Below are 25,342 nucleotides of genomic sequence, written 5' to 3' on the forward strand. Positions count from 1 at the left end.
GCGCGGCCGCATCAGGGGCGGCATACCACCCGGCGACCCGTGAGCCGGACCGGGGCGAGTCTCATCCAGTGGGCACGCGAGCCACCTGCCCAGGGCTTGTAATGGGCGGCTGCGGCCCTGCCCTCGAGCTCGTCGGGGTTGGGCGCTGCCTGGAGCACCCCCACGGCCAGCACACTCCACCCCCTTGCCGCCACTTCGTCGATCCGCTCCACCTCGAAGGCGGCCTCGGTGCCCGCAGCCCGTGCCAGCACGGTGTCGGCCGCAGTCCGGAAGACCACGTCGCCGGCGACGACCAGGTAGTTCACTGGGTGGACCGCTGGACCTTCGGGGGTGAATACCGCCACCCGCCCGATGCCCCGGACCCCGAGCAACCGCCGGCACTCTTCCTCTTCCAGAACGACCGGGTGATCGGCAGCGTCTGGCGCCCTCGTCGCCGGTCGATGATCGCGATCCGAACCCGCGCCGACCAGGGCGTCGACGGTGGTGCCGAGCGCATCGGCCAACCGTACGAGAGTCCCGATCGCCGGCAGGGCGACATGCTCCTCCAAGGAGGCGATGTAGTGCGCGTCGGCACCGCAACGCTCCCCGAGCTCCTCGCGACTCATACCGGCCGCGGTCCGACGGGCGGCAAGCCGCCGCCCCAGGTCGGTGGTCATGGCGTCAGCGCTCCTCGCGCGGCCCGGTCGCCGCTTCGTGCTGTGGTCAGGCGGGACGCGCCCCGTTCCTTTCCCTGGTACCGCCAGGCCGGCCCTACACCACGCCGCTCCGCATGGGCCAGTCGGTCCCCCATCACGCGCCAGTCGACGATCATGAGGGCGTCGCGCGGCGGGAAGCGCGTACTGGTGAAGACGATGCGCCCCGATTCGGCGGGCGAGTCGCCGGAGGATCCGCCCCAGTGGTCACTTCACGGGAGCGTGGGCTTGGGGGCGTGGCTGCGCAGCACCTCAAGCCGCCGCTCGTACTCTTCGTCGTCGATCTCACCTCTCGCATAGCGCTCCGCGAGCAGACCCTCAACACCCTTGTCGGGTCCGGCATCAGAGACGGAGACGGGATGTCCGTCGGTGCTTTCCCGCCTGTAGGCGCGGGCCACGAGAAGGGCCGATGCGACGATCAGCGCCCAGACGATGAGTGTGGTGAGTGACATGGCGAACCATCCCCAGCCGCCCATGCCATGGCCGTACCAGTACATCTCGCACCTGCCAGGTCGGCGGAACCGGCGGCCGTGAACAGGCCGTCTGCTTCCCAGGGTCTCGGGATGCGCGGGTCGCGGCATGGGCCGTTCGGGGCACGGAGAGGGGCCATGGGGCCCATGCCCGGAACGCACGGCGCTCCCGGACCGGTAACGGACTCGAATCAGGAGGCCGTATACGGGTGCTCACTCACCCACACGGATGGCCGCAGCGCTTTCTCCTGTGAACGCTGCATGACCGGCCCTTCGCGGCCCTGCGAGCAGGGCCGGTCACAGCGTCGGCGGGGCCAGAGGCACCTCCCACTCCAGACGGGTGCCACGCGTCGCACCGCCCGGACTGGTGACCTCCATCCGGCCCCCAAGCCTCTCGGCTCGTTCGGCGAGGTTGCGCAGGCCACTGCGCCGCCCGCCCTCGGGCATGCCGACGCCGTCGTCGGTCACAGTGAGCGTCAGCACCCCGTCCGCCGCGACGACGGAAACCTCCGCGTGCGCCGCTCCTGCGTGCCGCGCGACGTTGGTGAGGGCCTCGCCGAGTACGGCGAGAGCCTCGTCGGCCACGGCCGGCGGTACCTCGGTGTCGAGTAGCCCTCCCATGCGCAGGGCGGGGCCGAAGCCGAGGCCGGCGGAGAGTTCGTCCAGGGTCTGGACGGCTCGGGAGCGCAGCTTCGAGCCGGTCGCAGGTGCTTCGTGCTCGCGCAGTCCGAAGATCGTGGATCGGATGATCTTGATGGTGGCGTCGAGGTCGTCAACGGCGCGGCCGAGCCGTTCGGACACCTCGGGATGCTCAGCGAACCGCTGGGCGCTCTGCAACGTCATGCCGGTCGCGAAGAGGCGCTGAATGGCCAGGTCGTGGAGGTCGCGGGCGATGCGGTCGTGGTCCTCCAGCATGCTCATCTGTTCGGCATCGCGGCGGCGGTCGGCCAGCTCCAGGGCGAGAGCCGCCTGGCCCGCGAATCCCGGCAGTGCGGCGACCTCCGCGCCGACGAACACCGGGCGGCCCTGACGCCTGGCCAGCATGAGCACGCCGCTGAGCCTCTCCTTGGTGCCGACGGTGACGGCCACGGCCGGGCCGAAGCCCGTCCAGCGTTCAGGCTGCACCGTGACCCGCTCGTCGGATTCCACGTCGGTGACCGTGATGATGCCGTCTTGAGCCAGGGCGGCTTCGGCCAAGGTGCCCTGGGTGCTGGGGAGGGTGATCCCGCGATGTGCTTCGGCACCCTGTCCGAGGGCGATGGAGCCGCGCAGTTCACCGGCGGGCCCGAGCAGGTAGAACACGCCCATGTCGGCGGCGGTGATGTCCTTCGCGCGCTCGAGCATGCCTTCGAGGACCTCGTCCTCGGGGGTTCCGGAGAGGAGGGCGCTGGTGATCTCGGAACTGGCTGCCAGCCAGCGCTCGCGCAGGCGGACTTCCTCGAAGAGGCGGGCGTTCTCGATGGCGATACCGGCGGCGACGGCGAGGGTCGACAGGACCGCCTCGTCCTCCTCGTCGAAGTCGGCGCCGCCGCGCTTCTCGGTGAGGTAGAGGTTGCCGAAGACATCCTCCCGGACCCGGATGGGCACCCCGAGGAAGGAGTGCATCGGCGGATGGTGTGCCGGGAAGCCGTACGAGGCCGGGTGTTCGGACAGTTCGGAGAGGCGCAGGGGTTCGGGGTGCCGGATCAGCTCGCCCAGGATGCCGTGGCCAGAGGGCAGGTCCCCGATCTGGGCGCGGAGGCCGTCGCTGATGCCGACGGGAAGGAACTCGGCAAGCCTCTTGTCGTCACCGATCACACCTAGGGCTCCGTACTCGGCGTCCACCAGGACCACGGCGGCCTCGACGATGCCGCGCAGTACCTGCGGCAGATCCAGCTCCCGGCCGACCGACATCACGGCCTCCAGAAGACCGTTCAGCCGGTCCCGGGTGCCCCGGACCTCGTCGATCCGTACCTGGAGCTCGTCGAGCAGCTCATCCAGTCGCAGCCTTGGCAGGCCGCTCGCGGCCGGCTGACCGCCTGCGCTCATGTCCCACCTCCGGCCCGCGGCAACGGTAAGAGGACCACGTGTCCACCGTAGCCCCGGCCGGAGGAGGCTTCCTGCGCACTCGGCAGCTACCCGTGCTTCCTACGGCTGCTTCCCGACCGCGTCGCGCGCCGCCATTTCGTGCAGATGGCGGACATGGGCGTCCGGCCCCGGGAAGAACACCGTCGTACGGCCGGTGTCGGACCAGCGGACGTCGTACGGCGGGGTCCCGTCCGGGTGGTGCAGGGCGACGACCTCCCCGTCCCGGCCCGGCTTGCCGATGGCGGGGCCGCCCACAACGATCTGGTCACCGACCTCGGCGTGGATACCGGGCCCGTGTTCCGGTGCATAGGTGTTCATGATCATGCCTTTCTGCGGAATGCGGCCCGCAGGAGCCGGGCTGCGACGAACGCTGCGAGAGAGGCGACTGCAGCGAGCCAGACACCCGTCCAGCCGACGGGCTCGGTTTCCAGGAGGGACTGCAGGGCTGGGACGTGCAGCGCCGCCGTCCCCAGCGCGGCGGATCCGGCCACGGAGGCCGGAAGGAAGAGGTTCTCCCTGGTCAGCAGGCGGGCCCGCAGGCCCAGAGCCACGCCCAGCTGGGCTGCGAGGAGGGCAAGGAAGAGCACGCTCTGCCAGGGCAGGTCCATGGCCCGGGCTGCGATGCCGGCGAGCAGGCTGACGGCAGCCACGGCGGACGCCAGGATGAGCAGGCGCTGCCACACACCCGCGGCGAGGATGTGCTGGCCGGGCGGCCGGGGCGGGCGACGCATGGCCTGCGGAGCGACGGGCTCGGCGCCCATGGCCACGCCCGTGAGGCCATGCGTGAGGAGGTTGATCCACAAGATCTGCCCGGCACGGAGCGGCAGTGCCAGTCCGAGCAGCGGGCCGACCAGCATCACCAGGATCTCGGCGGCTCCGCCGGCCATGGCGTAGACGAGGAAGCGGCGGATGTTGTCGTAGACCCGGCGGCCTTCCTCCACCGCCGTAACGACGGTGGAGAGCTCGTCGTCGGTGAGGACGAGGTCGGCGGCCTGGCGGGCCACCTCGGTGCCACGGGCGCCCATGGCGACGCCGATGTCTGCCTGGCGGAGGGCGGGACCGTCGTTGACGCCATCGCCGGTCATGGCGGTGACGGCGCCGTGCGCTCGCCAGGCGTGGACGATGTCCAGCTTCTGCTGCGGGTCGGTGCGGGCGAAGACCCGTACGCCGGTCAGGTCCGTGTCCGGCGCGGCGGCCAGCTCGGGGCCGGTGAGCACCTCACCGGCCTCCCCGTCACGGACGAGGCCGGTGCGCTCGGCGATGGCACGTGCTGTCGCGGGGTGGTCGCCGGTGATCAGGACGGAGGTGATTCCCGCATCCCGGCAGGCCGCCAGGGTCGCGGCGGCCGCGGCTTTCGGGGGGTCACTGATGGCGATCAGGCCCAGCAGGTGAAGTCCCTGCTCGGCCTCGGCGACCGGCAGGGGCCACAGGAGCCGCTCGATGCCTGCCACGGCCAGGACGCGGAACCCGTGCGCGGCCAGCGCGGCGGCACGCTCGTGAGCTTGGGTCAGCAGTTCGGGCGGGTCTGCGAGCACGAGGGGCGTGAGCACTGCCTCCGGAGCCCCCTTGAGGCAGACGAGCACGTTCCCGTCAGGCAGGTGGTGCAGCGTGGTCATCCGCTTGCGCAGGCTGTCGAAGGGAGCTTCCCCGATCCGGGGGCAGGCCCGGTGCAGCTCGGCCCGTGGGGGGCAGCCGGCTTTGGCAGCAGCTGCCAGCAGAGCGGCCTCCATGGGATCGCCCACGGCGCTCCAGGCATCCTCTCCGGGCTGGGGCGGCTTGAGGCTCGCGTCGTTGCACAGGGCCGCGGTGGTGAGCAGTTCCTGCAGGGGCCGGAGCTCCACGGGCGTCAGCGTGCGCCCTGCACGGGTGAGCTCCCCGTGCGGCTGGTAACCGCTGCCCGACACATCGGCGGCTCCGGAGGGCGTCCAGACATGCTGGACGACCATGCGGCCTTCGGTGAGAGTGCCTGTCTTGTCAGTGGCCAGCACGCTCACCGAACCCAGGGTCTCGACGGCGGGCAGACGGCGCACGAGCGCGCCCCGTGCCGTCATCCTGCGGGCTCCCAGTGCCAGGGCGAGGGTGACCACAGCGGGAAGGGACTCGGGCACCGCGGCGACGGCCAGGCTGATCGCCGTGACGGCCATCGTGCTCAGCGCCAGGCCCCGCAGCAGGCCCAGGGCGAAAACCAGCACGCACAGGGCGATGGTGACGACGGCCAGGACGCGCCCGAGGGAAGCCAGCCGGCGCTGGAGCGGCGTGGGGTCGTGGCCGCCGTCGAGCAGTGCGGCGATGCGGCCGAGAGCACTGCCCGGCCCGGTGGCCGTGGCCGTGGCAGTGCCCCGACCTCGTACGACGACGGTGCCGGCACTCACCGACTCGCCCGGCGCCTTGTCAACGGGCTCGGACTCGCCGGTGAGCATGGACTCGTCCAGCAGAAGCGCGGAGGCATCGGTGAGGTCGGCATCCGCGGCGACGATGTCGCCCTCACCCAGCAGCAGGGTGTCACCCGGGACCACGAGCGCCGCCGAGACCTCGTGCACGGCTCCGTCGCGCAGCACCCGGGCATGGGGGGCGGAGAGGGCGGAGAGCGCGGCCACGGCCCGGTCGGCCCGGACCTCCTGGGCGACCCCTACGGCGGTATTGAAGACGATCACCAGTCCGATGACGACGGCGTCCGGGTGATCCCCTATCGCGACGGTCAGAAGTGCGGCGCCCAGCAGCACCATGATCAGCGGATCGCGCAACTGGGCCAGCACCCGGCGGTACAGCGGCGTCGGCCGGGGAGGTGCCACCTCGTTGCGGCCGTAGCGGACCAGTCGGCGTTCGGCTTCGGCCTGTGTCAGCCCCGGGTTGTCGGGGGCCTGGACGGGCGGTGCTTCGGTCGCGCGGCTGGTCATTTTCGCCTCAGCCCTCCGGGATGGTGATCACCGGGCAGTGCGCCCGGCGCAGCAGACCGTGCACCGTGGAACCGAGACGCATGCCGGTGTGGCCACCGTGGCCGCGACGACCGACGACGACGGCCAGGGCGTGCTCGGCCGCCCGGGCCAGCTCCTCCACCGGGTGGCCGACCAGGACTTCGTGGTGGAGGCGCACGTCCGGGTACTTCTCGGACAGCCCCGCGGTGGCCTCGGCGAGCAGGGCCCGCTGAGCTCGTACGGCCGCTTCCCCATCGTGGAGCGGGACGATGGGCGGCTGCCACACCGAGATGGCGCGGACAGCCGCGCCGCACAGGTCGGCTTCGTCGAAGGCGAACTGGAGAGCCGTGACCGAGGCGGCGCTGCCGTCGATGCCGGCGACGATGTACGGCGGCTGCTGGGTGGTGTGGGGGGCGTCGCCCACGACCACGACGGGACAGGGGGCTTGGGCGGTCACCGGGTTCACGAGCGACCCGGCACTGAGCACTTCCGCTACTCGGCCGAGGTGGCGGGAGCCGAGGACGACCATGCGGGCATGCCGGGCCATCCCGGCGATGACGGATGCGGGGAAGCCACCCCGCAGGTCATCGGTCACGGCCAACTCCGGATGCCTGTCACGGACCCAGTCCCTGGCCTGCTCAAGCCTCGCGGTGCCTGCCTGTCGCAGGGCCGTCTGCTGTGGGGTGTCGTCGACGTGACGGGGGTCGTGCTGGGGTGGTGGCACGGCGAGCACCAGACGCAGCGGGAGGTGGTGCCGATGCGCCTCGTCGGCGGCCCAGGCCAGGGGAAGGTGCCACTCCCGGACCGGGTCGATGGCCACGAGGATTTCACGAGCACCTTCCCAGGGGCCGGTCATGACCGGCTCCCGACGTCGGTTCCCGCGCGAGGGATGAGGAGCACGGGGCAGTGGGCGTGGTGCAGCACGCTGTGCGTGGCCCCGCCGAGGTTGCGGCCGAGTCCGAGCGGGGTGGGAGCCCTGCGGCCTCCCATGACGAGCAGGTCGGCGTGGCGGGACGCCTCGACGAGGACTCCGGCCACGGAGAGGCTCTTCTCCGCGTCGCTTGCCACGGTCAGGTCGGGGAACTCGTCGTGGATCGTGTCGGTGACGGCCTCCAGGGCCGAGGCGTGCTTGCCGTCGATCCCGTCGACGTCATCGAGCATGGGCGCCACGTTGCCGACGGACTGCAGGATGTTCCACACGTGCAGCAGCCGCAGGGATGCCTTGCGCAGTTCGGCCTCACGGGCGGCGTACTGCGCGCACACGAGGTCGTGCTCGTCGCGGACGGCGGCGAGGACGGTGCCCCGCTCGTGCGTCTCGTCGACGTCGCGGACGACGATGACGGGGGTTCTGGCCCCGGCTGCCGTGTTGAGGCCGACGGAGCCCAGCATGAGCGAGTTGAAGCCACCCAGGCCGCGGTTGCCCACGACGATCGTGCCGTGCAGGCCGCCGGCCCGGTGCAGGCTGGTGACGGCGTCCACGCGGCTGAACTCGGTGGTCACATGCAGACCGGGGTGCTCGGAGGCCACGGCCTTCGCCGTGTCGTCCAGGAGCTCCCGGCCGGCCACACGGACCCTTTCGATGGTCTCCGCCGCCATGTACAGCGCTCTGCCGTCGGTGTCGGCACCGTAAACGATGTGCAGGGGGCGACCTCGGCGCACGGCCTCACCGGCGGCCCAGAGGGCGGCGCGCCGCGCCGGCTCCGAGCCGTCCACACCGACGATGACCGAGCTGGTGTCCGGGGTACGGATGGTGATCTCCACGGCTACTCCCAACCGAGGGTCCGATGGGGGACACCGCCCACGCTGACACCCGCGGTGGCGTGGGCAGAGGGCCGCCCGGGACCGCCGCCGGGACCAAAGGTCCCCATCGCGACGGCGCGGCTGCCGCCGTCGGCGCCGAGTGGTCCTTCCGGTCCCGGGACGGGACCGTTCGGCCCTCGAATTCCTGTCCTTTCCGACGGAGGGTGAGTGGCACCCACACAGGAGACCGGCACCCACGACTCGGAGCCTCAGGAGGGCCTGATGAGGAACGTCAAGGTGGCGGACCTGATGACCGACGAGGCGGTCTCGGTGGCTCCCGACACCTCTTTCAGGGATGTCGCCATGCCGTGGTGACGCCCGGTCCACCGCGCGAAGGAGCTGGTCATCATGACGCACCACGTGGCCATCGGGGTCGACGGTTCCCCCGAGAGTCTGGCGGCTGCCCGTTGGGCCGCGCAGGAAGCCGTGCTGCGGCAGGTCCCGCTGCGGCTCGTCCACGCCGTCGACTGGCCCTTGGACCCGACGCTCCCGGTCCTGGGCAAACGGGACATCGACCGATGGGCGGACCAGGTGCTGACCGAGGCGGCGCAGGAGCTGCACCGGCGCCATCCGCACCTGGAGATCACGACTCGATGCCCGACGGGCCGCCCGGCTGCTGCCCTCGCCGCCGAGGCTGCCGACGCCGCACTGCTGGTCCTGGGCTCACGCGGCCTGGGGGGCCTGGTCGGCTTCATCATCGGCTCGGTGGCGCTGTCCACCGTGGTCGCCACCGACACCCCGGTCGTCCTCGTCCGCGTCGCCGACGACCCGGACGGCCCCGGCACCGGTACCGCTGCCGAGGTGCTCGTCGGCGTCGACATCCACGAGGCCGGGGATCGAGTGCTCGCCTTCGCTTTCGAAGAGGCGGAACGACGGGGATGCTCGCTACGGGCCGTGCACGGTTGGAAGATGCCACCCGCTTACGCGTACGTCCCCTTCTTCGACCCGGACAACGAGCGGGACATCGGGCGGAGCGTCACGCACATGGTCGACGACATGCTGCTGCCCTGGCGCCACAAGTATCCGGATGTGAATGTCACCACCAGCGTGTTCATGGGCTCCGCGGGCGAACGGCTCGTCCAGGCCTCCAAGGGAGCAGGACTGGTCGTGGTGGGCCGCCACCTGCGCCGGTCGCCCCTCGGCGTTCACCTGGGCTCCGTCGCCCACGCTGTGCTGCACCACGCGGCAGCGCCCGTGGCCGTCATAGCCCACGCCTGAGGAGGGGAAGAGGTCATGAAACACCTGCGCACCGTCGGCGACGTCATGACCCACACTGTGGTTTCCGTCGGCCACGAAACCGCTTTCAAGGACATCGTGGAAACGATGCGGATGTGGAACGTCAGCGTCCTCCCCGTGCTGGCCGAGGGCGGGCGGGTGATCGGCGTCGTCTCCGAAGCCGACCTGCTGCTGGATGCACGGAACACCGACCCTCACCGCCTGACCACCGCAGAGCGGCTGATGACCCGCCCGGCCGTGACGGTCACGAAAGATGCCACCATCCCGGCGGCGGCACGTCTGATGGCTCGCGGTCACCTCAAGCGCCTGCCCGTGGTCGACGGCGACGGCGGCCTGATCGGCGTCGTCAGTCGTGGGGACCTGCTGAAGGTCTACCTGCGTCCGGACGCGGACATCGGCGCCGAGATCCGGGAACTGATCACGCATCACCTCGTCCCGCACGGCTCCGCCGAGGTCCACGTCCACGTCGCCAAGGGCGTCGCATACCTTCACGGATCCATTCCGGATCCTGCCCTGGAAGACGTGGTGGTCCGCGCCGCCGGCACCGTTCCGGGGGTCGTGGACGTCGAGGCCGACTTCACGGTCCCGGTGTCCGCCGCCTGAAGGGGAGGCCGCCGTGGACGTCGACAACAGACTCACCCGTGTCCCTACCGCGACCGTGGGTCAGGAGGGCCGAACGGTCCCCCGTCGGACCGATCGGTCCTACCCGGACCGCCGGTGATCAGCGGAGCCTCAAAGCAGCCGAATACACCACCCGAGGAGGCACACCATGTCGAGCCGCATCACGGTGGGGCTGGACGGATCGGACGCAGACCTCGCCTCCGTCGACTGGGCGGCCGAGGAAGCAGAACTCCGCGGCTCCGACCTCGAGCTCCTCCACGTCGAGGACTGGCCGGAGTACGCGCCCTTCGCCGCACCACTTCCCGAATCCCGCAGACGCTGGACCGAGGACCTCCTGGCCGGCGCCCGCGAGAGGCTGGCACGTGAGCACCCCGCCCTGGCCATCAGCACCCGCCGCATCGACGGCGTCGCGGTGTCCGACGGCCTGGCATCGGCCGCTGCGGACGCGGAGCTGCTCGTGCTCGGCTCGCGCCGGCTCGGCCCGATCGCAGGGTTCTTCGTCGGCTCCACCGGCTCCGACACCATTCCCAGAACCGCGGCGCCAGTCGTCCTTGTGCGTACGGCCGCGAGCTCGGCCCACACGGCCGGGCAAGCAGGTGACGGCGGGCCGGTGGTCCTCGGAGTGGACCTCCGCAGCAATTGCGATCGGCTGTTCGCTTTCGCCTGCGAGGAAGCCCAGCGGCGGTCCCGCCCGCTCGTCGTGATCCACGGCTGGTCACCACCGCCCATGCTCTCCTACGCCCCCGCCCTCGACCCGGGCGTCGAGGAAGAGATCGCCGACGGACTCGTGGCCACGCTCCGGGGACTGCTGGATCCGTGGCGGTTGAAGTACCCCCGACTCGATGTGGACTCACGCGCCGTCATAGGATCGCCCGCCGTACAGATACTCGAGGCGGCCTCGGGTGCGGCACTCGTCGTCGTCGGCCGGCGCATCCGTCGCTCCGCGCTCGGTGCACACATCGGTCCCATCACCCACGCGGTGATGCACCACGCCACCGCGCCGGTTGCCGTCGTGGCACACGCCTGAGGACGTACAGACAGGACCAGTCCCGTGGCCGCACCACACGGTCGTCACCGCCTGGCCACGGCGACCGTCGACGAGCATGCCGGGGAGGACCACGAGCTGGCGGCCCTGCACGATGCCCTGCGACGTCGGCACCCCAGCCGCCCTCCGTCAGCGGCGAGCCTGTGCCGGAGGTCCTGTTGGTCCAGGCCGAGACCGCGGCCTGGACCGCACCCGAGCGCGGCCCGACCGGCCCGCACGGCGAGGGAATTCCTGCGGACGCGTTCGGCCCGCGAAGTCCTGGAGCTCCGGTGACCGCCCTCGCCGGCCCGGCACGAGCCTGCGTGTTTCAGGGAGCGAGATCCCTGCGGTGGAGCACCACGTGAGCCGACAGAAGGCCCAGCACCCCGGCCGCCACCAGGATCCCGAACTGGGGCCAGAGGACACCGCCTTCGGCCAACGCGTCGCCCGGGGCGTAGTAGTGGAACGGGCTGAGAAACCTCATCGGTGCGGCCGGCGCCCAGGCCAGAGCGATGAAGTTCACGGCGAAGCCCACCGCTCCGATCACGATGGTCGCGCCGATCACCTGCGTCCGTCGGCGGCCGGCCGCCGACACGGCCAGGGCCGGGCCGATCATGCACAACGCGAAGCCGAGGCCCATGAACCCGGCGGCGAAGACCCCGCGGAGCGGCACCGCTCGGTGGATGTCCGGGGACAACGCCACCCCCACGGCGACCGTGAACGTCGCGGCGGCATTGAGGGCCAGCACCACGACCAGTAGTGCGGCGGTCCGCTCTGCCAGCAGCCGGGTTCGGCTGACAGGCCGCACCATGATCAGCTCCACCGTGCCCGATTCCACGTCCGCCGCCACGGCGGCCGCCGCGAGCGAACCGATCGCCGTGAGCTGCATGGCGATCCAGAACGGGTGGGTGAGGCCGGCACCCAGCAGCCCCGGGTAGGTGGCGATCGACACGTCCCCGCTGGAGCCGCTGAACGCCCGGTAAGCCGATGGCGGCCCCTTGCCGCCCGCGGAGAAGAGTTCTCCCGGAGCCAGCGCATTGGCCACCACCACGATGAGTGCCTCGAAGGCGACCATCCCGAGCAGCAGAGCCGACAGCATCCTGCGCCGCCGGTACAGGGCAAGCCAGAACAGGGGCCACCGGCTTCTCACGGTTCCACCTCCGGGCCCCCGTCGCGGTAGAGGTCCAGGAACGCCTCGTCGAGGCCCGCTTCCTCCACCGTGACGTCCGCGACCGTCGGTCCCAGCAGCCCGCGCAGCGCGCCCACCACCTCGCTCGGCGGCACGAGCAGCTCCACCCGGTTTCCGTGCCAGCGCGGGGTCCACCGCTCCGCGCCGCCCAGTGGCCGAGCGCCCAGTCCGTCCGAAAAGGTCAGGCGGATCCTCCTGGCACGTGCCTCGCGCAGACCGGCCACGCTCTCGACCGTCACCAGCTGCCCGTCCCGTACGATCGCCACGCGCCCGCAGGTGCGCTGCACTTCCGGCAGGACATGGCTCGACAGCAGGACGGTTCGTCCGGCACCTGCCATCTCGTGGAGCAGTGCGTGGAACGTCTCCTGCACCAGCGGATCGAGCCCCTCGGTCGGCTCGTCGAGAACCACCAGCTTCGGATCGTGCTGGAGGGCCTGCACGAGCCCCAGCTTCTGCTTCATGCCACGCGAGTAGCCGCCGACGGAGCGCGCGAGGACCGAGTCCGTCAGGCCCAGGCGATCGCACAAGTCACCACGGTGGGGCGCTGGAGCACCCTGCAGAGCGGACAGCAGATCCAGCGTCTGCGCTCCGGACAGTTCCGGATACAGCCGGAGCTCGCCCGGAAGGTAGCCCAGGTACGGTGCCACTCGGCCGTGATCGGTGATCGGATCCAGTCCCAGGACCTTCACGCGGCCTTCGGTCGGCCGAAGGAGTCCGACGAGGCACCGCAGGGTGGTCGTCTTCCCCGCACCGTTGGGTCCGAGGAAGCCGAACACCTCCCCGGTCCCCACGGTCAGGCTCAATCGCTCGACCCCGACCACCGTGCCGTACGTCTTGGTCAGACCGGACAGCTCGATGGCCGGTTCGTCATCCATGCGTCCAGTCTGACCCGCCGGGTGAAGGCGTGCTCGCTCGCGGGCGGGTTCCGGCGTCCTCCATGTCACCGTAGGCAAGACGCTTCAGCTGCGCGCCGAGGTCTTCCATGGCGCGGGCCGCGGCGAGCTCGTCACCGATCTCCGGTACGTCCGCGTCGGTGGGGTTGCAGCGCGCGGTGCCATGGCCGGTGAGCTTCGCGGTGCCGGTGTCCAGCTCGACGCGGACCTTGGTCGTCCGGTCTTCCTCGAACAGATGGATCTGGGTCTTCCACTCAGTGGTGTGCGACATGGTGTTCCTCCGGTGGGTTCAGGAGCTGTGGCGTCTACGACGGCCCCGGCGACGGATCTCGTCGGTCCCCCATACCAGAGGCGGAAAGGCAGCGATGAGGAGGACGACGTCCAGCGGGAGGGCCGCGGTCCCGAAGAGGTGCTGGAGCGGGGGCGCGTAGACGAGGGCGGCGGTGAAGGCGAGTTCGAAGGCGATGCCGGCGAGCAGCAGGGGGTTGGTGAAGAAGCCGATGTCGCGCAGGGCGGCGTGGTCGGTGCGTGCGGCGATCGCGGTGCCGACCTGGCAGGTGACGATGCCGGCGAAGGTCGCGGTGGTCGCGGTGAGGTATGCGTCGTGGAGCGGAGTGCCCGGGCCGGTCGGGTCGCCGAGGTGCCATCCCGCGCGCCACAGGACGTAGAAGAACGCGGCCATGACCAAGGCGGCGGAGACGGTGCCGAGCCAGCCCCAGCTGCGGATCAGCATGCCTTTGTTGATCACGCTTTCGGTGCTGGGCCGGGGTGGCCGGTTCATGACCCCCGGCTCGGCACGTTCGCGGCCGAGGGCGAGGGCGGGGAGGGTCTCGGTACCGAGGTCGATGGCGAGGATCTGAAGCACGGTCAGGGGTAGGGGTACTGCCCCGCCGGAGAGGGCGAACACGAGGAAGGGGACGACCTCGGGGGTGAGGTGGGCGAAGATGTAGACGATGAACTTGCGGACGTTGTCGTAGACCCGGCGCCCCGATTCGATCGCCGTGACGATGGTGGCGAAGTTGTCGTCGGTCAGGACCATGGTCGACGCCTCGCGCGCGACGTCGGTGCCCGAGCGCCCCATGGCCACGCCGATGTGGGCACGGTGCAGGGCGGGAGCGTCGTTCACGCCGTCGCCCGTCATGGCCACGATCTGCCCGTGGCTGCGCAGGGCGTCAGCCACCTTCAGCTTGGTCTCGGGCGAGGAACGCGCGAAGACGATCTCGGTGTCCGCCTGCCGGAGGAGGTGGTCGAGGTGGTGGTCGTCGACCGCTTCGGACTGGGCAACCACCCGCATTCTCGGCACGCCGATGCCGACGGCGCGGGCGATGGACGCGGCCGTGGCGCCACTGTCGCCGGTGACGATGTGTACGGTCAGGCCCGCCTCGTGGCAGCGCCGGACAGCGGCTGCGACCTCCGGGCGCGGTGGATCGTAGAGGCCGACCAGCCCGAGCAGGTGCAGGTCCCGCTCGGCCTGCTGACGCCGCGCCGGGGGCTCAGCACCGGCCGGCAGGTCCCGCACCGCGACGGCCAGCACCCGCATGCCCTCGGACGCCAGCGCCTCGGCAGCGTCCCGTCCCTCCCGGACCGGCTCCCCGCCCGTCAGCAGTGACAGGACCGCTTCCGGGGCGCCCTTGACGATGACGCGGAGGGGACCGTCATCCGTCGCCTGGACCACCGACATCAGGCGCAGGCGGGGGTCGAAGCGGAAGCAGGCTCGGCGGTGGGCCTCCCGGTCGGCCGGATCGACGGGCACGGCCTGCTCCGCGGCTCCTTCGGCCAGTGCGATCTCGGTCGGATCGCCGTGCAGCCGGCCGTCGGTCTCGCGGATCACGGTGGTGCACAGGGCCGCTGCCCGGATGAGCTCGGCGCTCCGGGGGCCGGCCCCCGTGAGGGCTTCGGGCGTCCAGAAGCCGTGCAGGCGCATCTCGTTCCGTGTGAGGGTGCCGGTCTTGTCGGTGCAGATGACGTTGGTGGAGCCGAGGGTCTCGACAGCGCTCAGCCGCTTGATCACCGCGCCCTGCCGGGCCAGGGCCCTGACGCCCACCGCCAGGGCGAGGGTGATGGTGGGCAGGAGGCCTTCGGGCACGTTGGCGACGAGCAAGCCGATCGCGAACGTGAGCGAGTCGGTCACCGGCAGGCCGACCGCCACACCTGTCACGAGGAACACGGCGCCCATCGCGACGGCGACCGCCGCGATCAGCCAGGCGACCCTCTTGACCTGCTTCTCCAGCGGGCTCGGCTCTCGACGGGTGCGCTGGCTGAGGGCGGCGATACGGCCGAGCTCCGTGTGGTCGCCGGTCGCGAACACGATGGCCTGTGCCTGTCCCTCGGTGGCACTGGTGCCGCTGAAGACGAGGTTCGGCTCCTGGAGCACCGGCACCGCCTGCAGACCGGGACCGGCCAGGCGTTCCACGGGTGTGGACTCGCCCGTGAGCATGGACAGGTCGGCTTCGATGCCTCCCTCGGTCAGGCGGGCGTCCGCGGGGATCCGGTCGCCTTCTTCGAGGACGATGAGGTCTCCGGGGACCAGATCGCGGGCGGGGATGTGCTGTGGCTGCCCGTCGCGGATCACCCGGGCCTGTACGGGGAGGTAGCGTGCCAAGGTTTCGACGGCCTTTTCGGCCTGCCGTTCCTGGGCGAGGGCGAAGCCGGCGTTGACGAGGACGACAGCGATGATCGCCCAGCCGAGCACGTCGATGCCGGCGATGAAGGCGAGGGCGGCCGCCGCCCACAGGAGCAGCGCAAGAGGGTGCACCAGCTGCCGCAGGAGTTCCCTCAGGATGCTTGGGGACGCGGTGCGGCGGACCTCGTTGGGCCCGTAGACCGCAAGGCGGCGTTCCGCCTCCCGGCTCGACAGGCCCAGCGGCCCGGTGTGCAGTTCACGGCGGAGCAGGGGAAGGGGCTCGAGGGGATCCGGCGTGACGTCCGGCCTGAGGTCCGGGCCCACGGCGCGGTCAGCCATCGTCTGCTCCCCGATCAGGGCGGGGTGGCGCGGCGGCGGCATGGCCACGGTCGTCCACCCGCACACGGACGGTGTCCCCCTTGCGGGTCTGCGCCGGGACGGCGACCGTGCCGGCGTGCGCGCGGTCAGTGGGGTACTGCCAGGTGGCGGGGGCAACGGTGGTGGTCCTCTTGATCGGCGGGGCTCCGGCGCGGTAGCCGGTCCCGTGCCTGGTGCCGTGGCCGACCAGGGCTCTCTTGCTGCTCATGGCCGGGCCTCCTCGTCTCCTCCGGCTGCTGCCACCGTCACGCGGCCGGCGGCGCATCCGCAGGGGTCGGACGGTTCCCGGCGGGGACTGTTCGGCCTTCCAGCTCGTGGTCCTCAGCCGCTGCCACGTGCTGCTTGACGGCCGCGAAACTGTCCGGGACCACGGAGATCGAGTCGATCCCGACTCGGACGAGGAAGGCCGCGAAGGCAGGATCGTCGCTGGGGCGTTGCCCGCACAGGCCCACCGGACGCCGCGAGGCATGGGCCCGCGGGACGAGGATGCGGATCAGGCCGGTGACCGCCGGGTCGTTCTCGTCGAAGACGTCGGCAAGGGACTCGGAGTCCCGGTCGACGCCGAGGGTGAGCTGGGTGAGGTCGTTGCTGCCGATGGAGAAGCCGTCGAACCGTTCGGCGAAGTCCTGGGCGAGCATGACGTTGGCGGGGATCTCCGCCATCACGTAGACCTTGAGTCCGTTCTCGCCGCGGCGCAGGCCCTCACCAGCCATGACCTTGAGGACCCTGTCGGCCTCCAGCAGGGTGCGGCAGAAGGGGATCATGACGATGACGTTGGTCAGGCCCATCTCGTCACGCACCCGGCGAAGGGCCCGGCATTCAAGGGCGAAGCCTTCGCGGTAGCCGTCGCTGTAATAGCGGCTGGCGCCCCGCCATCCGATCATCGGGTTGGCCTCGACCGGCTCGAAGGGCCGGCCACCGAGGAGCTTGGCGTACTCGTTGGTCTTGAAGTCACTGGCCCGGACGATGACCGGGTCCGGCCACCGGGAGGCGGCGATCCGGGCGATGCCGTACGCGAGGCGGTCGGTGAAGTAGCGGGTGCGGTCGAGGCAGCCCTCGGTCAGCTGGTCGACGGCGCAACGGTCGCCGGGGTCTAGGCGCTCAGGGTGCACCAATGCCATGGGGTGGACCTTGACCTGGTGGGCGACGATGAACTCCAGGCGGGCCAGGCCGACCCCGTCAGCCGGCAGCCGCCACCAGCGGAAGGCGGCGGAGGGGTCGGCGAGGTTGAGCATCACCCGGGTGCGGGTGGCGGGCAGCGAGGCGAGGTCCGTCTCGGTTTCCTCGTACGGAAGCAGGCCCGCGTAGACCTTGCCGCGGCTGCCTTCGGTGCACGAGACGGTGACAGGGGCGCCGTCGAGGAGGACCTCCGTGGCGTTGCCGGTGCCGACGACGGCGGGGACGCCGAGTTCCCGGCTGACGATCGCCGCGTGGGAGGTGCGGCCTCCGTGGTCGGTGACGATGGCGGCGGCCCGCTTCATGATCGGTTCCCAGTCGGGGTCGGTGACCGAGGTGACGAGCACCGCACCGGCGGGGAACCGATCCAGGTCGACGGGGGTGTCCAGTCGTCGCACCGGGCCGGCACCGATGGCCTCGCCGACCGCGACGCCCTCCGCGAGAACCGTGCCAGGCGTACCGGTGAGGCGGCAGCGGCGCAGGGTGGTGGAGCGTCGGCGGGACTGCACGGTCTCGGGCCGGGCCTGGACGATCGCCAGGTCGCCGGTGATTCCGTCTTTCGCCCACTCCAGGTCCATCGGACACCCATAGTGCTCTTCGACGGCGACGGCCCATTGGGCGAGCCGGCGCACCTCGGCGTCCGTCAGGACGCGACGGGTCCGTTCTTCGGCGGCGGTGTCGACGGTCTCGGTCAGCCCCTGTTCCGCGTAGACGGCCTTGCGGCGCTTGGCGCCGATGCGGACGTCGATGACGGGGTTCAGGGCGGCGTCCTTCAGGGACGGCTTGAAGACCGTGTACTCGTCGGGGTCGGTCTGCCCGCTGACGACGGTCTCGCCGAGCCCCCAGGCTGCGCTGACCACGACAACCTCGGGGAAGCCGCTCTCGGGGTCGAGGGTGAAAATCACCCCGGCACCTGCGAGATCCGAGCGGACCATGGCCTGGACACCGACGGACAGCGCGACCCGGAGATGGTCGAAGCCCATCCGCTCGCGATAGTCGATCGCCCGGTCGGTGAAGAGTGAGGCGAAACAGCGGTGTACGGCACGCAGTAGCTGCTCGATGCCCCGTACGTTCAGGTACGTCTCCTGCTGGCCCGCGAAACTGGCCTCCGGCAGGTCTTCCGCGGTCGCGCTGCTCCGTACGGCGACCTCCGGGTCGGGCCGACCCAGCTCCCGGCCGAGGTCCTCGTACGCCGAGACGATCTCGTCACGCAGCGCGTCGGGAAGCGGTTCAGCCATGATCACCGACCGGATGCCCTCCCCCGCAACCTCCAGGGCCCCACCGTCGTGGAACCGGTCGAGCCGCTCCTGGATGCGGGTGCGCAGCCTGTGTCCGTCAAGCAGTTCCTCGTAGGCATCGGCGGTCGTGGCGAAGCCCGGCGGCACCGCCACGCCGGCCGAGGCCAGCTGTACGGTCAGCTCTCCCAGTGAGGAGTTCTTCCCACCCACCCGACCGACGTCGCCGCGGCCGAGCCGGGTGAACGGTATGACGCGTCGCGTGCGTTCCATGACATCCTCCGAAGCCTTCGCGACCACGGCTCAGTACGGCAAGGGGCGGCCGGACGGTGTGCGCAGGTCCAGAGGGGAGGGCCTGTGGGGTTGCTTCGGCCGGGTCTGGATCCGTATGCGCTGCATCGTGGTCACCCTCTTCGGGAACGGCGCCTTGGGCGGCGGCCGGGCTCCACGATCACGCCTCGCCCCGCTTCGCCCGCAGTGCCGAGGGGGCCATTTCCGCGGGGCCGAGTGGGCCCTCCCGGTATGGGGCCGATGGTCCCACGGCCGGTTTCACCCGGCCCCGGCACCATGCCGCGGGGCCTGGGGCCACTGGAGCCCGGACGAGCCCGTGTGGTCCTACGCCTCCATCCCGATGCTGACCCTCGGTGGGCGTCGGCGCCCGGTCCGTCCCGCCGGCGTCCGCGGGTTGGTCGGCCGACAGCCGGTGACCACGGACGTCGACGGCGTACACGTCGCCTTCGACGTGGGTGGCATCGAGCGTGCACCGACCCGCGCGCCCGGCATGGTGATCCAGGATGCGGACCACCGGAACCGGCCCCATCATCGGCACGCGGTCGCGTCGGTCCCGGCTTGCGCAGGACGGTGTTACCGCTGGGCCGTCTGCGGAGAGGGAATCAGGGACCGATGGAAGCGTTCACCGCTACGGCGGTCATCGGGGTCGGCAACGAGTTCCGCAGGGACGACGGTGTCGGACGGGTCGTGGTCGGCCTGCTGAGGGACCGGGCCGCGCAGCGGCAGCTGCCCGCGTACACCGTTTTCGCGCAGTGCGACGGGGACCCCGGGCGTTTGATCGAGCTATGGGACAACACCGCCCTGGCGATCGTCGTCGACGCCTGTTTCCCTCCTTCGGCGCAGCCGGGACGAACGCACCGGTGGGATGCCGCCACGGGCGACGCACTGCGCACCGCCGCCGCTGGAAGGCACAGCACGCACGGGCTCGGATTGCCCGACGCGCTGCGTCTCGGCGCCGTGCTCGGACGCAGTCCCGGCCGTCTGATCGTGTACGCGGTCGAGGGGATGGACCGTTCGATGGGCGTGGGCATCACCCCGTCAGTGGCTCGCGCGGTACCGCGGCTGGTCCGGCGGATCGAGGCGGACATCGAGCACCACAGCGCGTCCCAGGGTGGCGCCCGCGCCCGGACCGCCCCGCACGACGGGACTCGCCGGACCGGATTCGCCGCCGACGGACGATCTGCCTGACACCCTGTCCGTGAGCACTTGCACACCGTCCGGCTTCCCACCGGCGGACCGCTGGTGCCCCACGCGCCCAGGCCTCTCGCGGGCGGCGGGGCGCGGAGGAGAGGGCAGACCATGAGCGACCCCGAAGGAGTCGGCCGGGTTGCCGACGGCCCGGCCGAGGCGGTGCTCGACCGCAACGGCCTGGACGCTCTCGTGCAGGTCCTCAGGCGCCGCGGCCGTACGGTGATCGGCCCGACCGTGCGTGACGCAGCGATCGTTCTCGACGAGCTGGACTCCGCCGCCGAGCTGCCCTACGGGTGGGGGGTGGAGCTGGAGGCGGGACGGTACCGGGTCCGCCGGCGTGCGGACGGGGCCGCGTTCGCGCACAGCGCGGGGCCCCAGTCGTGGAAGTCGTTCCTGCACCCCGAGCGGGTCCGCCAGTGGTCTGCGGATCGCGGGCCCGATGGCGAGCTGACCGTGCGCCAGGAGAAGCCGCAAAGCGTCTCGTACGCGTTCCTCGGCGTGCGGCCCTGCGACCTGCGCGCCATCCGCATCCTGGACCGGGTGATGTCCGGCGGCCGGTACCGGGATCCCGCCTACCTGTCCCGACGGACGGGCGCCTTCCTGATCGCCGTCGAGTGCACCGAGCCCGGTGCCACCTGCTTCTGCGTCTCGATGGGCACCGGACCGGCCGTGGACGCCGGGTACGACCTCGCCCTCACCGAGGTGGTCGACGACGCCGGCCACCGCTTCCTGTGCCGGAGCGGGACCGAGGAGGGAGCCGCGGTCCTCGCGGAACTCCCGTACCACGCGGCCGACGACGGCACCCGCGCCGCCGCCGCCCGCGGGGTGCGCGAGGCCGCCGACCGCATGGGCCGGTCCATGCCGCTGGTGGACCTGCGTACGCTGATGCGGGACAGCCTGGAGGCCGACCGCTGGGATGACGTCACCGCCCGCTGCCTGAGCTGTGGCAACTGCACCATGGTCTGCCCCACCTGCTTCTGCACCACCACCGAGGACGTGACGGACCTGACCGGCGACCACGCCGAGCGGTGGCGCCGCTGGGACTCCTGCTACGACCTCGACTTCTCGCTCCTGCACGGTGGCCCGGTACGGGCCACCCCCCGCAGCCGCTACCGCCAGTGGCTCACCCACAAGCTGGGCACCTGGCACGACCAGTTCGACAGTTCCGGCTGCGTCGGCTGCGGCCGCTGCATCGTCTGGTGCCCGACCGGCATCGACCTCACCGAGGAGGCCCACGCCCTGCACCAGGAGGCCGCGGGGAAAGAGGCCACGCCATGACCACGGATCCGGGCGGACCCGGCGGCGAGGGACTGCTCGCCGCCCTGCCATCAGAGGAGCGCGAACGACTGATGGCCTTGGCCCGCGACACCGTCCTGGCGGCCGGCACGCGGATCTTCGAAGAGGGCGAGGAAGCGGACCGCTTCTGGATCCTCCGCTCGGGCACGGTCGCGCTCGACGTCCAGGTGCCCGGCCGGGGACGTGCCGTCGTCGAAACCGTCGGCGCGGGCGACCTGCTCGGCTGGTCGTGGCTGTGCCCGCCCCGGCAGTGGCACCTCGGCGCCGAGACACGGGAACCCACCCGCGCCTGGATGTTCGACGCCGCCGCGGTACGCGACCTCTGCGCCGTACGGCCCACGCTGGGACTGGCACTGGTCACCTTCGTCGCCGAGACCATCGGAGAACGGCTCAGGGCCACGCGCATCCGCCTGCTCGACCTGTACGGGACACAGGAGAGCGGCCGCACGACATGACGCTGACACCGCTCCCCTACCGCGTGGTGGACCGTCGCGAGGAGACACGCGACACGGTCACGCTCACCCTGGAGCCGGTGGGTGAGTCCCTGGCCCCCTTCGCCCCGGGCCGGTTCGCGATGGTGTACGCCTTCGGTGTCGGGGAGATCCCCGTGTCCGTGTCCCGGATCCCCGACGGCCGACAGCTGGCCCACACGGTACGGGCCGTCGGTGCCGTCTCACGGGCGCTGTGCCACATGAGGCCCGGCGCACAGGTCGCGGTCCGCGGGCCGTTCGGTACCGCTTGGGACACGGCGGCCGCGCGTGGCCGCGATGTGCTCGTCGTCGCCGGCGGCATCGGCCTCGCCCCGTTGCGGCCCCTCATCCACGCCGTACTGGACGAACCGGGCGAGTACGGGCGGCTCAACGTCCTCGCCGGTGCCCGAACCCCCGGCGATCCGCTGTACGTGGACGAGTTTCCCGTCTGGCGCCGACCGTTCGCGGCCGCCACCGTCGACCGGCCGTGGCCCGACTGGACCGGCAGGGTCGGAGTCGTCACCGCGTTGATCCGCGAGGCCCGATTCACCCCGGGCGACACCACCGCTTTCGTCTGCGGCCCCGAAGTCATGATCCGCGCGACCGCGCGTGCCCTGCTCCACCTCGGCGTGCCCCCGGCCCGCATTCTTGTCTCCCTCGAGCGCAACATGCGCTGTGCCACAGGCCATTGCGGCCACTGCCAGCTCGGCCCGCTGCTGCTCTGCCGCGACGGCCCGGTCGTCGGCTACGACCAGGCCGCTCCCCTGCTCGCCATCCGAGAACTGTGAGAGATGAACGCCCCCGAAGCACACCCTCAGCCCGCCCGGCCCCGGCTGGGCGTCTTCAAGTTCGCCTCTTGCGACGGCTGCCAGCTCACCCTTCTCGACTGCGAGGACGAACTGCTCGGCATCGCCGCCGAGCTGGAGATCGCCCACTTCGCGGAAGCCTCCAGTGACGCCGCACCGGGTCCGTACGACCTCGTGCTCGTCGAAGGCTCGGTCAGCACCCCCGAGCACGCGGACCGCATCCGGCGCATCCGCGCCGACTCCCGGCACCTCGTCACCATCGGCGCCTGTGCCACGGCAGGAGGCGTCCAGGCACTGCGCAACTACGCCGACGTCGAGGACTACCTGGCGACCGTCTACGCCCGCCCCGACTACATCGCGACCCTCGCCGCCTCCACCCCCGTCTCGGCCCACGTACCCGTCGATTTCGAGCTGCGCGGCTGCCCCATCGACCGGGGCCAGCTCGTGGAGGTCATCACCGCCTTCCTCGCCGGACGCCGACCCGGCATCCCGAACCACAGCGTCTGCTTCTCGTGCAAGCGCCGCGGCAACGTCTGCGTCACCGTCGCCCACGGAACGCCGTGCCTCGGTCCCGTCACCCACGCCGGCTGCGGAGCCCTGTGCCCGACGTACGGGCGCGGCTGCTACGGCTGCTTCGGACCGGCCGGAACCACCAACCTTCCCGCGCTGGTCCCGCTCCTGCACCGTGACGGGATGAGCGAGGAGGACGTCGGCAGGTTCCTGCACACCTTCAACGTCACCGCGTTCACCACCGTGGAAGAGCAAGGGCCCGGTGTGACGGGCGCCGAGGAGGCCGGATGAAGGAGCCCGCGCCCAGGTCCCGGGTGCTGCGCATCCCCGCCCTCACCCGCGTCGAGGGCGAGACCGCGCTGCACCTGCGCATCCACGACGGCACCGTCCTCGAGTCACGCCTCGCGATCTACGAGCCGCCGCGGTTCTTCGAGGCCTTCCTCCGCGGAAGAGGCCACACGGAGCCCCCCGACCTCACCTCCCGCATCTGCGGGATCTGCCCCGTCGCCTACCAGATGAGTGCCTGCCGGGCCATCGAGGACGCGTGCGGCGTCACCGTCGGCGGTCAACTGGCCGCCCTTCGCCGCCTGCTGTACTGCGGTGAGTGGATCGAGAGCCAGACCCTTCACATCCACCTGCTGCACGCTCCGGACTTCCTCGGCCACGAGGACGTGATCGGCCTGTCCCGCACCCACCGTGAGCACGTCGCGCGCGGACTGCGCCTGAAGCAGACGGGCAACGCGGTGGTCGAGCTGCTCGGGGGACGATCGATCCACCCGGTCAATGTCCGTCTCGGCGGCTTCCACAGGACCCCGACCCGCGGCGAACTCCGGCCCCTGGCGGAGCGGCTGCGCACCGCGCTCGACGACGCGTGGGACACGGTGCGCTGGGTCGCCGGATTCGACTTCCCCGACGCCGAATGCGACGCCGACTTCTTCGCCCTCGCCGAGACCGGCACCTACGCCATCGAGTCCGGCGTCCCCACCGTACTCCCGTACGACGAGCCCCACGCCCCACGCACGTTCCCCCTGCGGGACTTCTGCGACCACGTGACCGAGACGCAGGTCCCGCACTCCACGGCCCTGCACTCCCGGCTGGACGGCCGCAGGCACCTCACCGGCGCCCTGGCCCGCTGGGCCATCAGCGGCCACCTGCTCTCCCCCACGGCCCTGGGGGCAGCCCGGGAGGCAGGGCTGGACGACCCCCCGACGCCGCCCGGCGCGGCGGGCGGCGGACGCGGCGCCGTCTGCAGGAACCCCTACCGCAGCATCGTCGTCCGCGCGGTGGAAGTCCTGTACGCCGTGGAGGAGGCGCTGCGCGTCATCGACGCGTACGAGCCGCCGCCCCACCCGTACGCGGAGGTGCCCGCCCGGGCCGGCACCGGCCACGGAGCCACGGAAGCACCCCGTGGCCTGCTGTACCACCGCTACGCGCTCGACGACAGCGGCCGCATCACCGACGCACGCCTCGTTCCGCCGACCGCGCAGAACCAGGGCGCCATCGAGGAGGACCTGCGCCGGATCGTCCAGGCCGGGATCGACCGAGGCGAGGATTCCGAGACCGAACTCACCCGGCTGTGCGAGCGGGCCGTCCGCAACCACGACCCCTGTATCTCGTGCTCGGCCCACTTCCTGGACCTCGACATCGAGCGGACGCCGGAGAGGCGCGGGCACACTCCGTGAATGTCGACTACTGGTCAGCCTCGATCGGGCGGACGATGGTCACCGGGCACGGGGCATGGAGCGCCACCTGCTGGCTCACCGATCCGAGGAGCGTCCGGCGGAAGCCTCCGCGTCCACGGCTTCCCACGACCAGCATGTCGGCCCCCTTGGCCGCGTCCACCAGGACCTCGACCGGGTGGCCGTGCACCAGGCGCTCGTGCACCAGGGACGCGCCGTCCTCACCTAGTACGGTTCGCACCTCCTCGACCATGCGCCTCTCGGCGTCCTCCTGGTCGAACGTCGCGTCCACCGCAGGGGCAGACCACGACGCTTCGCCGGGGACCTCCCAGGCCGTGACCGCCTCCACCTTTCCGCCGACCAGGCCGGCGTACCGCACCGCCCAGCGCAGTGCGGCCTGGGACGAGGGCGATCCGTCGACGCCCACCACGATTCGCGGAGTCTCCTGCTGCGTGTCCATGCCCTTCATCCCTTCCGAGATCTACCTCCAGCGTGTGCGAGGCGCGTGGCGACCGCCACGCGGGGAGCCTGGCAGTGCAGTGTTCCCGCAGGTGAGGCGGCCTGCCTCTCCGTCCGTCGGTAGGCGGAACCACGGCGGTGCGGCCGGGGCCGACGCCGTCGAATGCCTCCGCTCCTTCGGTCCGCACCAACCCGTACACCGTCGAGCCGGGACCTGCCGTCCACCCGGTCCCGGTACTCGCGGAGGGCGTCGAACGGGCGAAGCCGCCCTCCGGAGGGCTGTCCGCAGAAGCCTTCGGCACTCGTCCTCCTCCAGCGGAA

General features: G+C 71.5%; 24 protein-coding genes. 10 read left to right on the forward strand and 14 right to left on the reverse strand.

The genetic code is table 11. From position 1 onward, the window contains the following. Positions 1-11: 11 nt before the first annotated feature. The 7 genes from ACIQUR_RS00470 to ACIQUR_RS00500 all read right to left on the reverse strand — a co-directional run bounded on the left by ACIQUR_RS00470 (position 12) and on the right by ACIQUR_RS00500 (position 7,905). Positions 12-656, reverse strand: coding sequence for a helix-turn-helix domain-containing protein (locus ACIQUR_RS00470; protein ID WP_403656196.1), 645 nt, complete (start codon positions 654-656; stop codon positions 12-14). 248 nt (positions 657-904) lie between these two features. Next, a complete protein-coding gene (locus tag ACIQUR_RS00475) occupies positions 905-1,189 on the reverse strand; it encodes an SHOCT domain-containing protein (protein ID WP_403656199.1) in 285 nt (94 codons plus the stop codon). Positions 1,190-1,459: 270 nt separating this feature from the next. Beyond that, positions 1,460-3,190 (reverse strand): GAF domain-containing protein, encoded by a 1,731-nt coding sequence (locus ACIQUR_RS00480; protein ID WP_403656202.1) that lies wholly within the window; start codon positions 3,188-3,190, stop codon positions 1,460-1,462. Between the two features lie 99 nt (positions 3,191-3,289). After that, positions 3,290-3,547, reverse strand: a complete 258-nt coding sequence (locus ACIQUR_RS00485) for a DUF1918 domain-containing protein (RefSeq protein WP_403656205.1) — start codon at positions 3,545-3,547, stop codon at positions 3,290-3,292. Positions 3,548-3,549: 2 nt separating this feature from the next. Next, entirely contained in the window at positions 3,550-6,126 is a 2,577-nt protein-coding gene (locus tag ACIQUR_RS00490; RefSeq protein ID WP_403656208.1) for a cation-translocating P-type ATPase, read from the reverse strand. 7 nt (positions 6,127-6,133) lie between these two features. Further along, complete coding sequence (locus ACIQUR_RS00495; RefSeq protein WP_403656211.1) at positions 6,134-7,000, reverse strand: universal stress protein; 867 nt, start codon at positions 6,998-7,000, stop codon at positions 6,134-6,136. Continuing rightward, the gene (locus tag ACIQUR_RS00500) at positions 6,997-7,905 is read right to left on the reverse strand and encodes a universal stress protein (protein ID WP_403656214.1); all 909 of its coding nucleotides are present in this window, start codon (positions 7,903-7,905) and stop codon (positions 6,997-6,999) included. The genes ACIQUR_RS00495 and ACIQUR_RS00500 overlap by 4 nt, the downstream gene beginning before the upstream one ends. A gap of 207 nt (positions 7,906-8,112) precedes the next feature. Here ACIQUR_RS00500 and ACIQUR_RS00505 point away from each other — a divergent pair, with 207 nt between their 5' ends. From ACIQUR_RS00505 to ACIQUR_RS00520, 4 genes are all read left to right on the forward strand, one after another. Continuing rightward, positions 8,113-8,259: a hypothetical protein gene (locus tag ACIQUR_RS00505; RefSeq protein ID WP_403656216.1), complete on the forward strand. Its 147-nt coding sequence runs from the start codon at positions 8,113-8,115 to the stop codon at positions 8,257-8,259. Between the two features lie 33 nt (positions 8,260-8,292). Continuing rightward, positions 8,293-9,162, forward strand: a complete 870-nt coding sequence (locus ACIQUR_RS00510; protein ID WP_403656219.1) for a universal stress protein — start codon at positions 8,293-8,295, stop codon at positions 9,160-9,162. A 15-nt stretch (positions 9,163-9,177) separates the two neighbouring features. Continuing rightward, positions 9,178-9,783, forward strand: coding sequence for a CBS domain-containing protein (locus ACIQUR_RS00515; RefSeq protein WP_403656222.1), 606 nt, complete (start codon positions 9,178-9,180; stop codon positions 9,781-9,783). A 166-nt stretch (positions 9,784-9,949) separates the two neighbouring features. Beyond that, positions 9,950-10,828, forward strand: a complete 879-nt coding sequence (locus ACIQUR_RS00520) for a universal stress protein (protein ID WP_403656225.1) — start codon at positions 9,950-9,952, stop codon at positions 10,826-10,828. Between the two features lie 325 nt (positions 10,829-11,153). Here ACIQUR_RS00520 and ACIQUR_RS00525 read toward each other — a convergent pair whose 3' ends face one another. The 6 genes from ACIQUR_RS00525 to ppsA form a co-directional block, all read right to left on the reverse strand. Beyond that, positions 11,154-11,900: an ABC transporter permease subunit gene (locus ACIQUR_RS00525; protein WP_403656228.1), complete on the reverse strand. Its 747-nt coding sequence runs from the start codon at positions 11,898-11,900 to the stop codon at positions 11,154-11,156. A gap of 71 nt (positions 11,901-11,971) precedes the next feature. Continuing rightward, positions 11,972-12,889 (reverse strand): ABC transporter ATP-binding protein, encoded by a 918-nt coding sequence (locus tag ACIQUR_RS00530; protein ID WP_403656231.1) that lies wholly within the window; start codon positions 12,887-12,889, stop codon positions 11,972-11,974. Next, a complete protein-coding gene (locus tag ACIQUR_RS00535; protein WP_403656234.1) occupies positions 12,882-13,178 on the reverse strand; it encodes a DUF1876 domain-containing protein in 297 nt (98 codons plus the stop codon). Before ACIQUR_RS00535 ends, ACIQUR_RS00530 begins: the two co-directional genes overlap by 8 nt. 18 nt (positions 13,179-13,196) lie before the next feature. Further along, positions 13,197-15,869, reverse strand: a complete 2,673-nt coding sequence (locus ACIQUR_RS00540) for a cation-translocating P-type ATPase (RefSeq protein WP_403656237.1) — start codon at positions 15,867-15,869, stop codon at positions 13,197-13,199. Further along, positions 15,862-16,116 carry a hypothetical protein gene (locus ACIQUR_RS00545; RefSeq protein ID WP_403656240.1) on the reverse strand — a complete coding sequence of 85 codons (255 nt, stop codon included), beginning with the start codon at positions 16,114-16,116 and terminating at the stop codon, positions 15,862-15,864. Before ACIQUR_RS00545 ends, ACIQUR_RS00540 begins: the two co-directional genes overlap by 8 nt. A gap of 37 nt (positions 16,117-16,153) precedes the next feature. Next, entirely contained in the window at positions 16,154-18,592 is a 2,439-nt protein-coding gene (ppsA, locus tag ACIQUR_RS00550; protein WP_403656243.1) for a phosphoenolpyruvate synthase, read from the reverse strand. A 630-nt stretch (positions 18,593-19,222) separates the two neighbouring features. On the opposite strand from ppsA, the gene ACIQUR_RS00555 reads away from it, so the two are divergent. From ACIQUR_RS00555 to ACIQUR_RS00580, 6 genes are all read left to right on the forward strand, one after another. Continuing rightward, positions 19,223-19,798: a hydrogenase maturation protease gene (locus ACIQUR_RS00555; RefSeq protein ID WP_403656246.1), complete on the forward strand. Its 576-nt coding sequence runs from the start codon at positions 19,223-19,225 to the stop codon at positions 19,796-19,798. A gap of 111 nt (positions 19,799-19,909) precedes the next feature. Further along, a complete protein-coding gene (locus tag ACIQUR_RS00560) occupies positions 19,910-21,079 on the forward strand; it encodes a 4Fe-4S dicluster domain-containing protein (protein ID WP_403656249.1) in 1,170 nt (389 codons plus the stop codon). Continuing rightward, entirely contained in the window at positions 21,076-21,552 is a 477-nt protein-coding gene (locus tag ACIQUR_RS00565; protein WP_403656252.1) for a cyclic nucleotide-binding domain-containing protein, read from the forward strand. The genes ACIQUR_RS00560 and ACIQUR_RS00565 overlap by 4 nt, the downstream gene beginning before the upstream one ends. Then, positions 21,549-22,355, forward strand: a complete 807-nt coding sequence (locus ACIQUR_RS00570; protein WP_403656255.1) for an FAD/NAD(P)-binding protein — start codon at positions 21,549-21,551, stop codon at positions 22,353-22,355. Before ACIQUR_RS00565 ends, ACIQUR_RS00570 begins: the two co-directional genes overlap by 4 nt. 3 nt (positions 22,356-22,358) lie before the next feature. Further along, positions 22,359-23,174, forward strand: coding sequence for an oxidoreductase (locus ACIQUR_RS00575; RefSeq protein WP_403656258.1), 816 nt, complete (start codon positions 22,359-22,361; stop codon positions 23,172-23,174). Next, complete coding sequence (locus ACIQUR_RS00580) at positions 23,171-24,565, forward strand: Ni/Fe hydrogenase subunit alpha (RefSeq protein ID WP_403656261.1); 1,395 nt, start codon at positions 23,171-23,173, stop codon at positions 24,563-24,565. Before ACIQUR_RS00575 ends, ACIQUR_RS00580 begins: the two co-directional genes overlap by 4 nt. A 7-nt stretch (positions 24,566-24,572) precedes the next feature. Here the strand turns inward: ACIQUR_RS00580 and ACIQUR_RS00585 are convergent, their stop codons facing one another. Next, positions 24,573-25,022, reverse strand: coding sequence for a universal stress protein (locus tag ACIQUR_RS00585; protein WP_403656264.1), 450 nt, complete (start codon positions 25,020-25,022; stop codon positions 24,573-24,575). Positions 25,023-25,342: the final 320 nt, after the last annotated feature.

Source organism: Streptomyces sp. NPDC101132 (assembly GCF_044759225.1).
In the GTDB taxonomy this organism is placed as follows: Bacteria; Actinomycetota; Actinomycetes; order Streptomycetales; family Streptomycetaceae; genus Streptomyces.

Coding starts and splice junctions, on each gene's coding strand:
- ACIQUR_RS00470 (WP_403656196.1), bottom strand. CDS start 656: ATGACCACCGACCTGGGGCGGCGGCTTGCCGCCCGTCGGACCGCGGCC.
- ACIQUR_RS00475 (WP_403656199.1), bottom strand. CDS start 1,189: ATGTACTGGTACGGCCATGGCATGGGCGGCTGGGGATGGTTCGCCATG.
- ACIQUR_RS00480 (WP_403656202.1), bottom strand. CDS start 3,190: ATGAGCGCAGGCGGTCAGCCGGCCGCGAGCGGCCTGCCAAGGCTGCGA.
- ACIQUR_RS00485 (WP_403656205.1), bottom strand. CDS start 3,547: ATGAACACCTATGCACCGGAACACGGGCCCGGTATCCACGCCGAGGTC.
- ACIQUR_RS00490 (WP_403656208.1), bottom strand. CDS start 6,126: ATGACCAGCCGCGCGACCGAAGCACCGCCCGTCCAGGCCCCCGACAAC.
- ACIQUR_RS00495 (WP_403656211.1), bottom strand. CDS start 7,000: ATGACCGGCCCCTGGGAAGGTGCTCGTGAAATCCTCGTGGCCATCGAC.
- ACIQUR_RS00510 (WP_403656219.1), top strand. CDS start 8,293: ATGACGCACCACGTGGCCATCGGGGTCGACGGTTCCCCCGAGAGTCTG.
- ACIQUR_RS00515 (WP_403656222.1), top strand. CDS start 9,178: ATGAAACACCTGCGCACCGTCGGCGACGTCATGACCCACACTGTGGTT.
- ACIQUR_RS00520 (WP_403656225.1), top strand. CDS start 9,950: ATGTCGAGCCGCATCACGGTGGGGCTGGACGGATCGGACGCAGACCTC.
- ACIQUR_RS00525 (WP_403656228.1), bottom strand. CDS start 11,900: ATGGTCGCCTTCGAGGCACTCATCGTGGTGGTGGCCAATGCGCTGGCT.
- ACIQUR_RS00530 (WP_403656231.1), bottom strand. CDS start 12,889: ATGGATGACGAACCGGCCATCGAGCTGTCCGGTCTGACCAAGACGTAC.
- ACIQUR_RS00535 (WP_403656234.1), bottom strand. CDS start 13,178: ATGTCGCACACCACTGAGTGGAAGACCCAGATCCATCTGTTCGAGGAA.
- ACIQUR_RS00540 (WP_403656237.1), bottom strand. CDS start 15,869: ATGGCTGACCGCGCCGTGGGCCCGGACCTCAGGCCGGACGTCACGCCG.
- ACIQUR_RS00545 (WP_403656240.1), bottom strand. CDS start 16,116: ATGAGCAGCAAGAGAGCCCTGGTCGGCCACGGCACCAGGCACGGGACC.
- ppsA (WP_403656243.1), bottom strand. CDS start 18,592: ATGGAACGCACGCGACGCGTCATACCGTTCACCCGGCTCGGCCGCGGC.
- ACIQUR_RS00555 (WP_403656246.1), top strand. CDS start 19,223: ATGGAAGCGTTCACCGCTACGGCGGTCATCGGGGTCGGCAACGAGTTC.
- ACIQUR_RS00560 (WP_403656249.1), top strand. CDS start 19,910: ATGAGCGACCCCGAAGGAGTCGGCCGGGTTGCCGACGGCCCGGCCGAG.
- ACIQUR_RS00565 (WP_403656252.1), top strand. CDS start 21,076: ATGACCACGGATCCGGGCGGACCCGGCGGCGAGGGACTGCTCGCCGCC.
- ACIQUR_RS00570 (WP_403656255.1), top strand. CDS start 21,549: ATGACGCTGACACCGCTCCCCTACCGCGTGGTGGACCGTCGCGAGGAG.
- ACIQUR_RS00575 (WP_403656258.1), top strand. CDS start 22,359: ATGAACGCCCCCGAAGCACACCCTCAGCCCGCCCGGCCCCGGCTGGGC.
- ACIQUR_RS00580 (WP_403656261.1), top strand. CDS start 23,171: ATGAAGGAGCCCGCGCCCAGGTCCCGGGTGCTGCGCATCCCCGCCCTC.
- ACIQUR_RS00585 (WP_403656264.1), bottom strand. CDS start 25,022: ATGGACACGCAGCAGGAGACTCCGCGAATCGTGGTGGGCGTCGACGGA.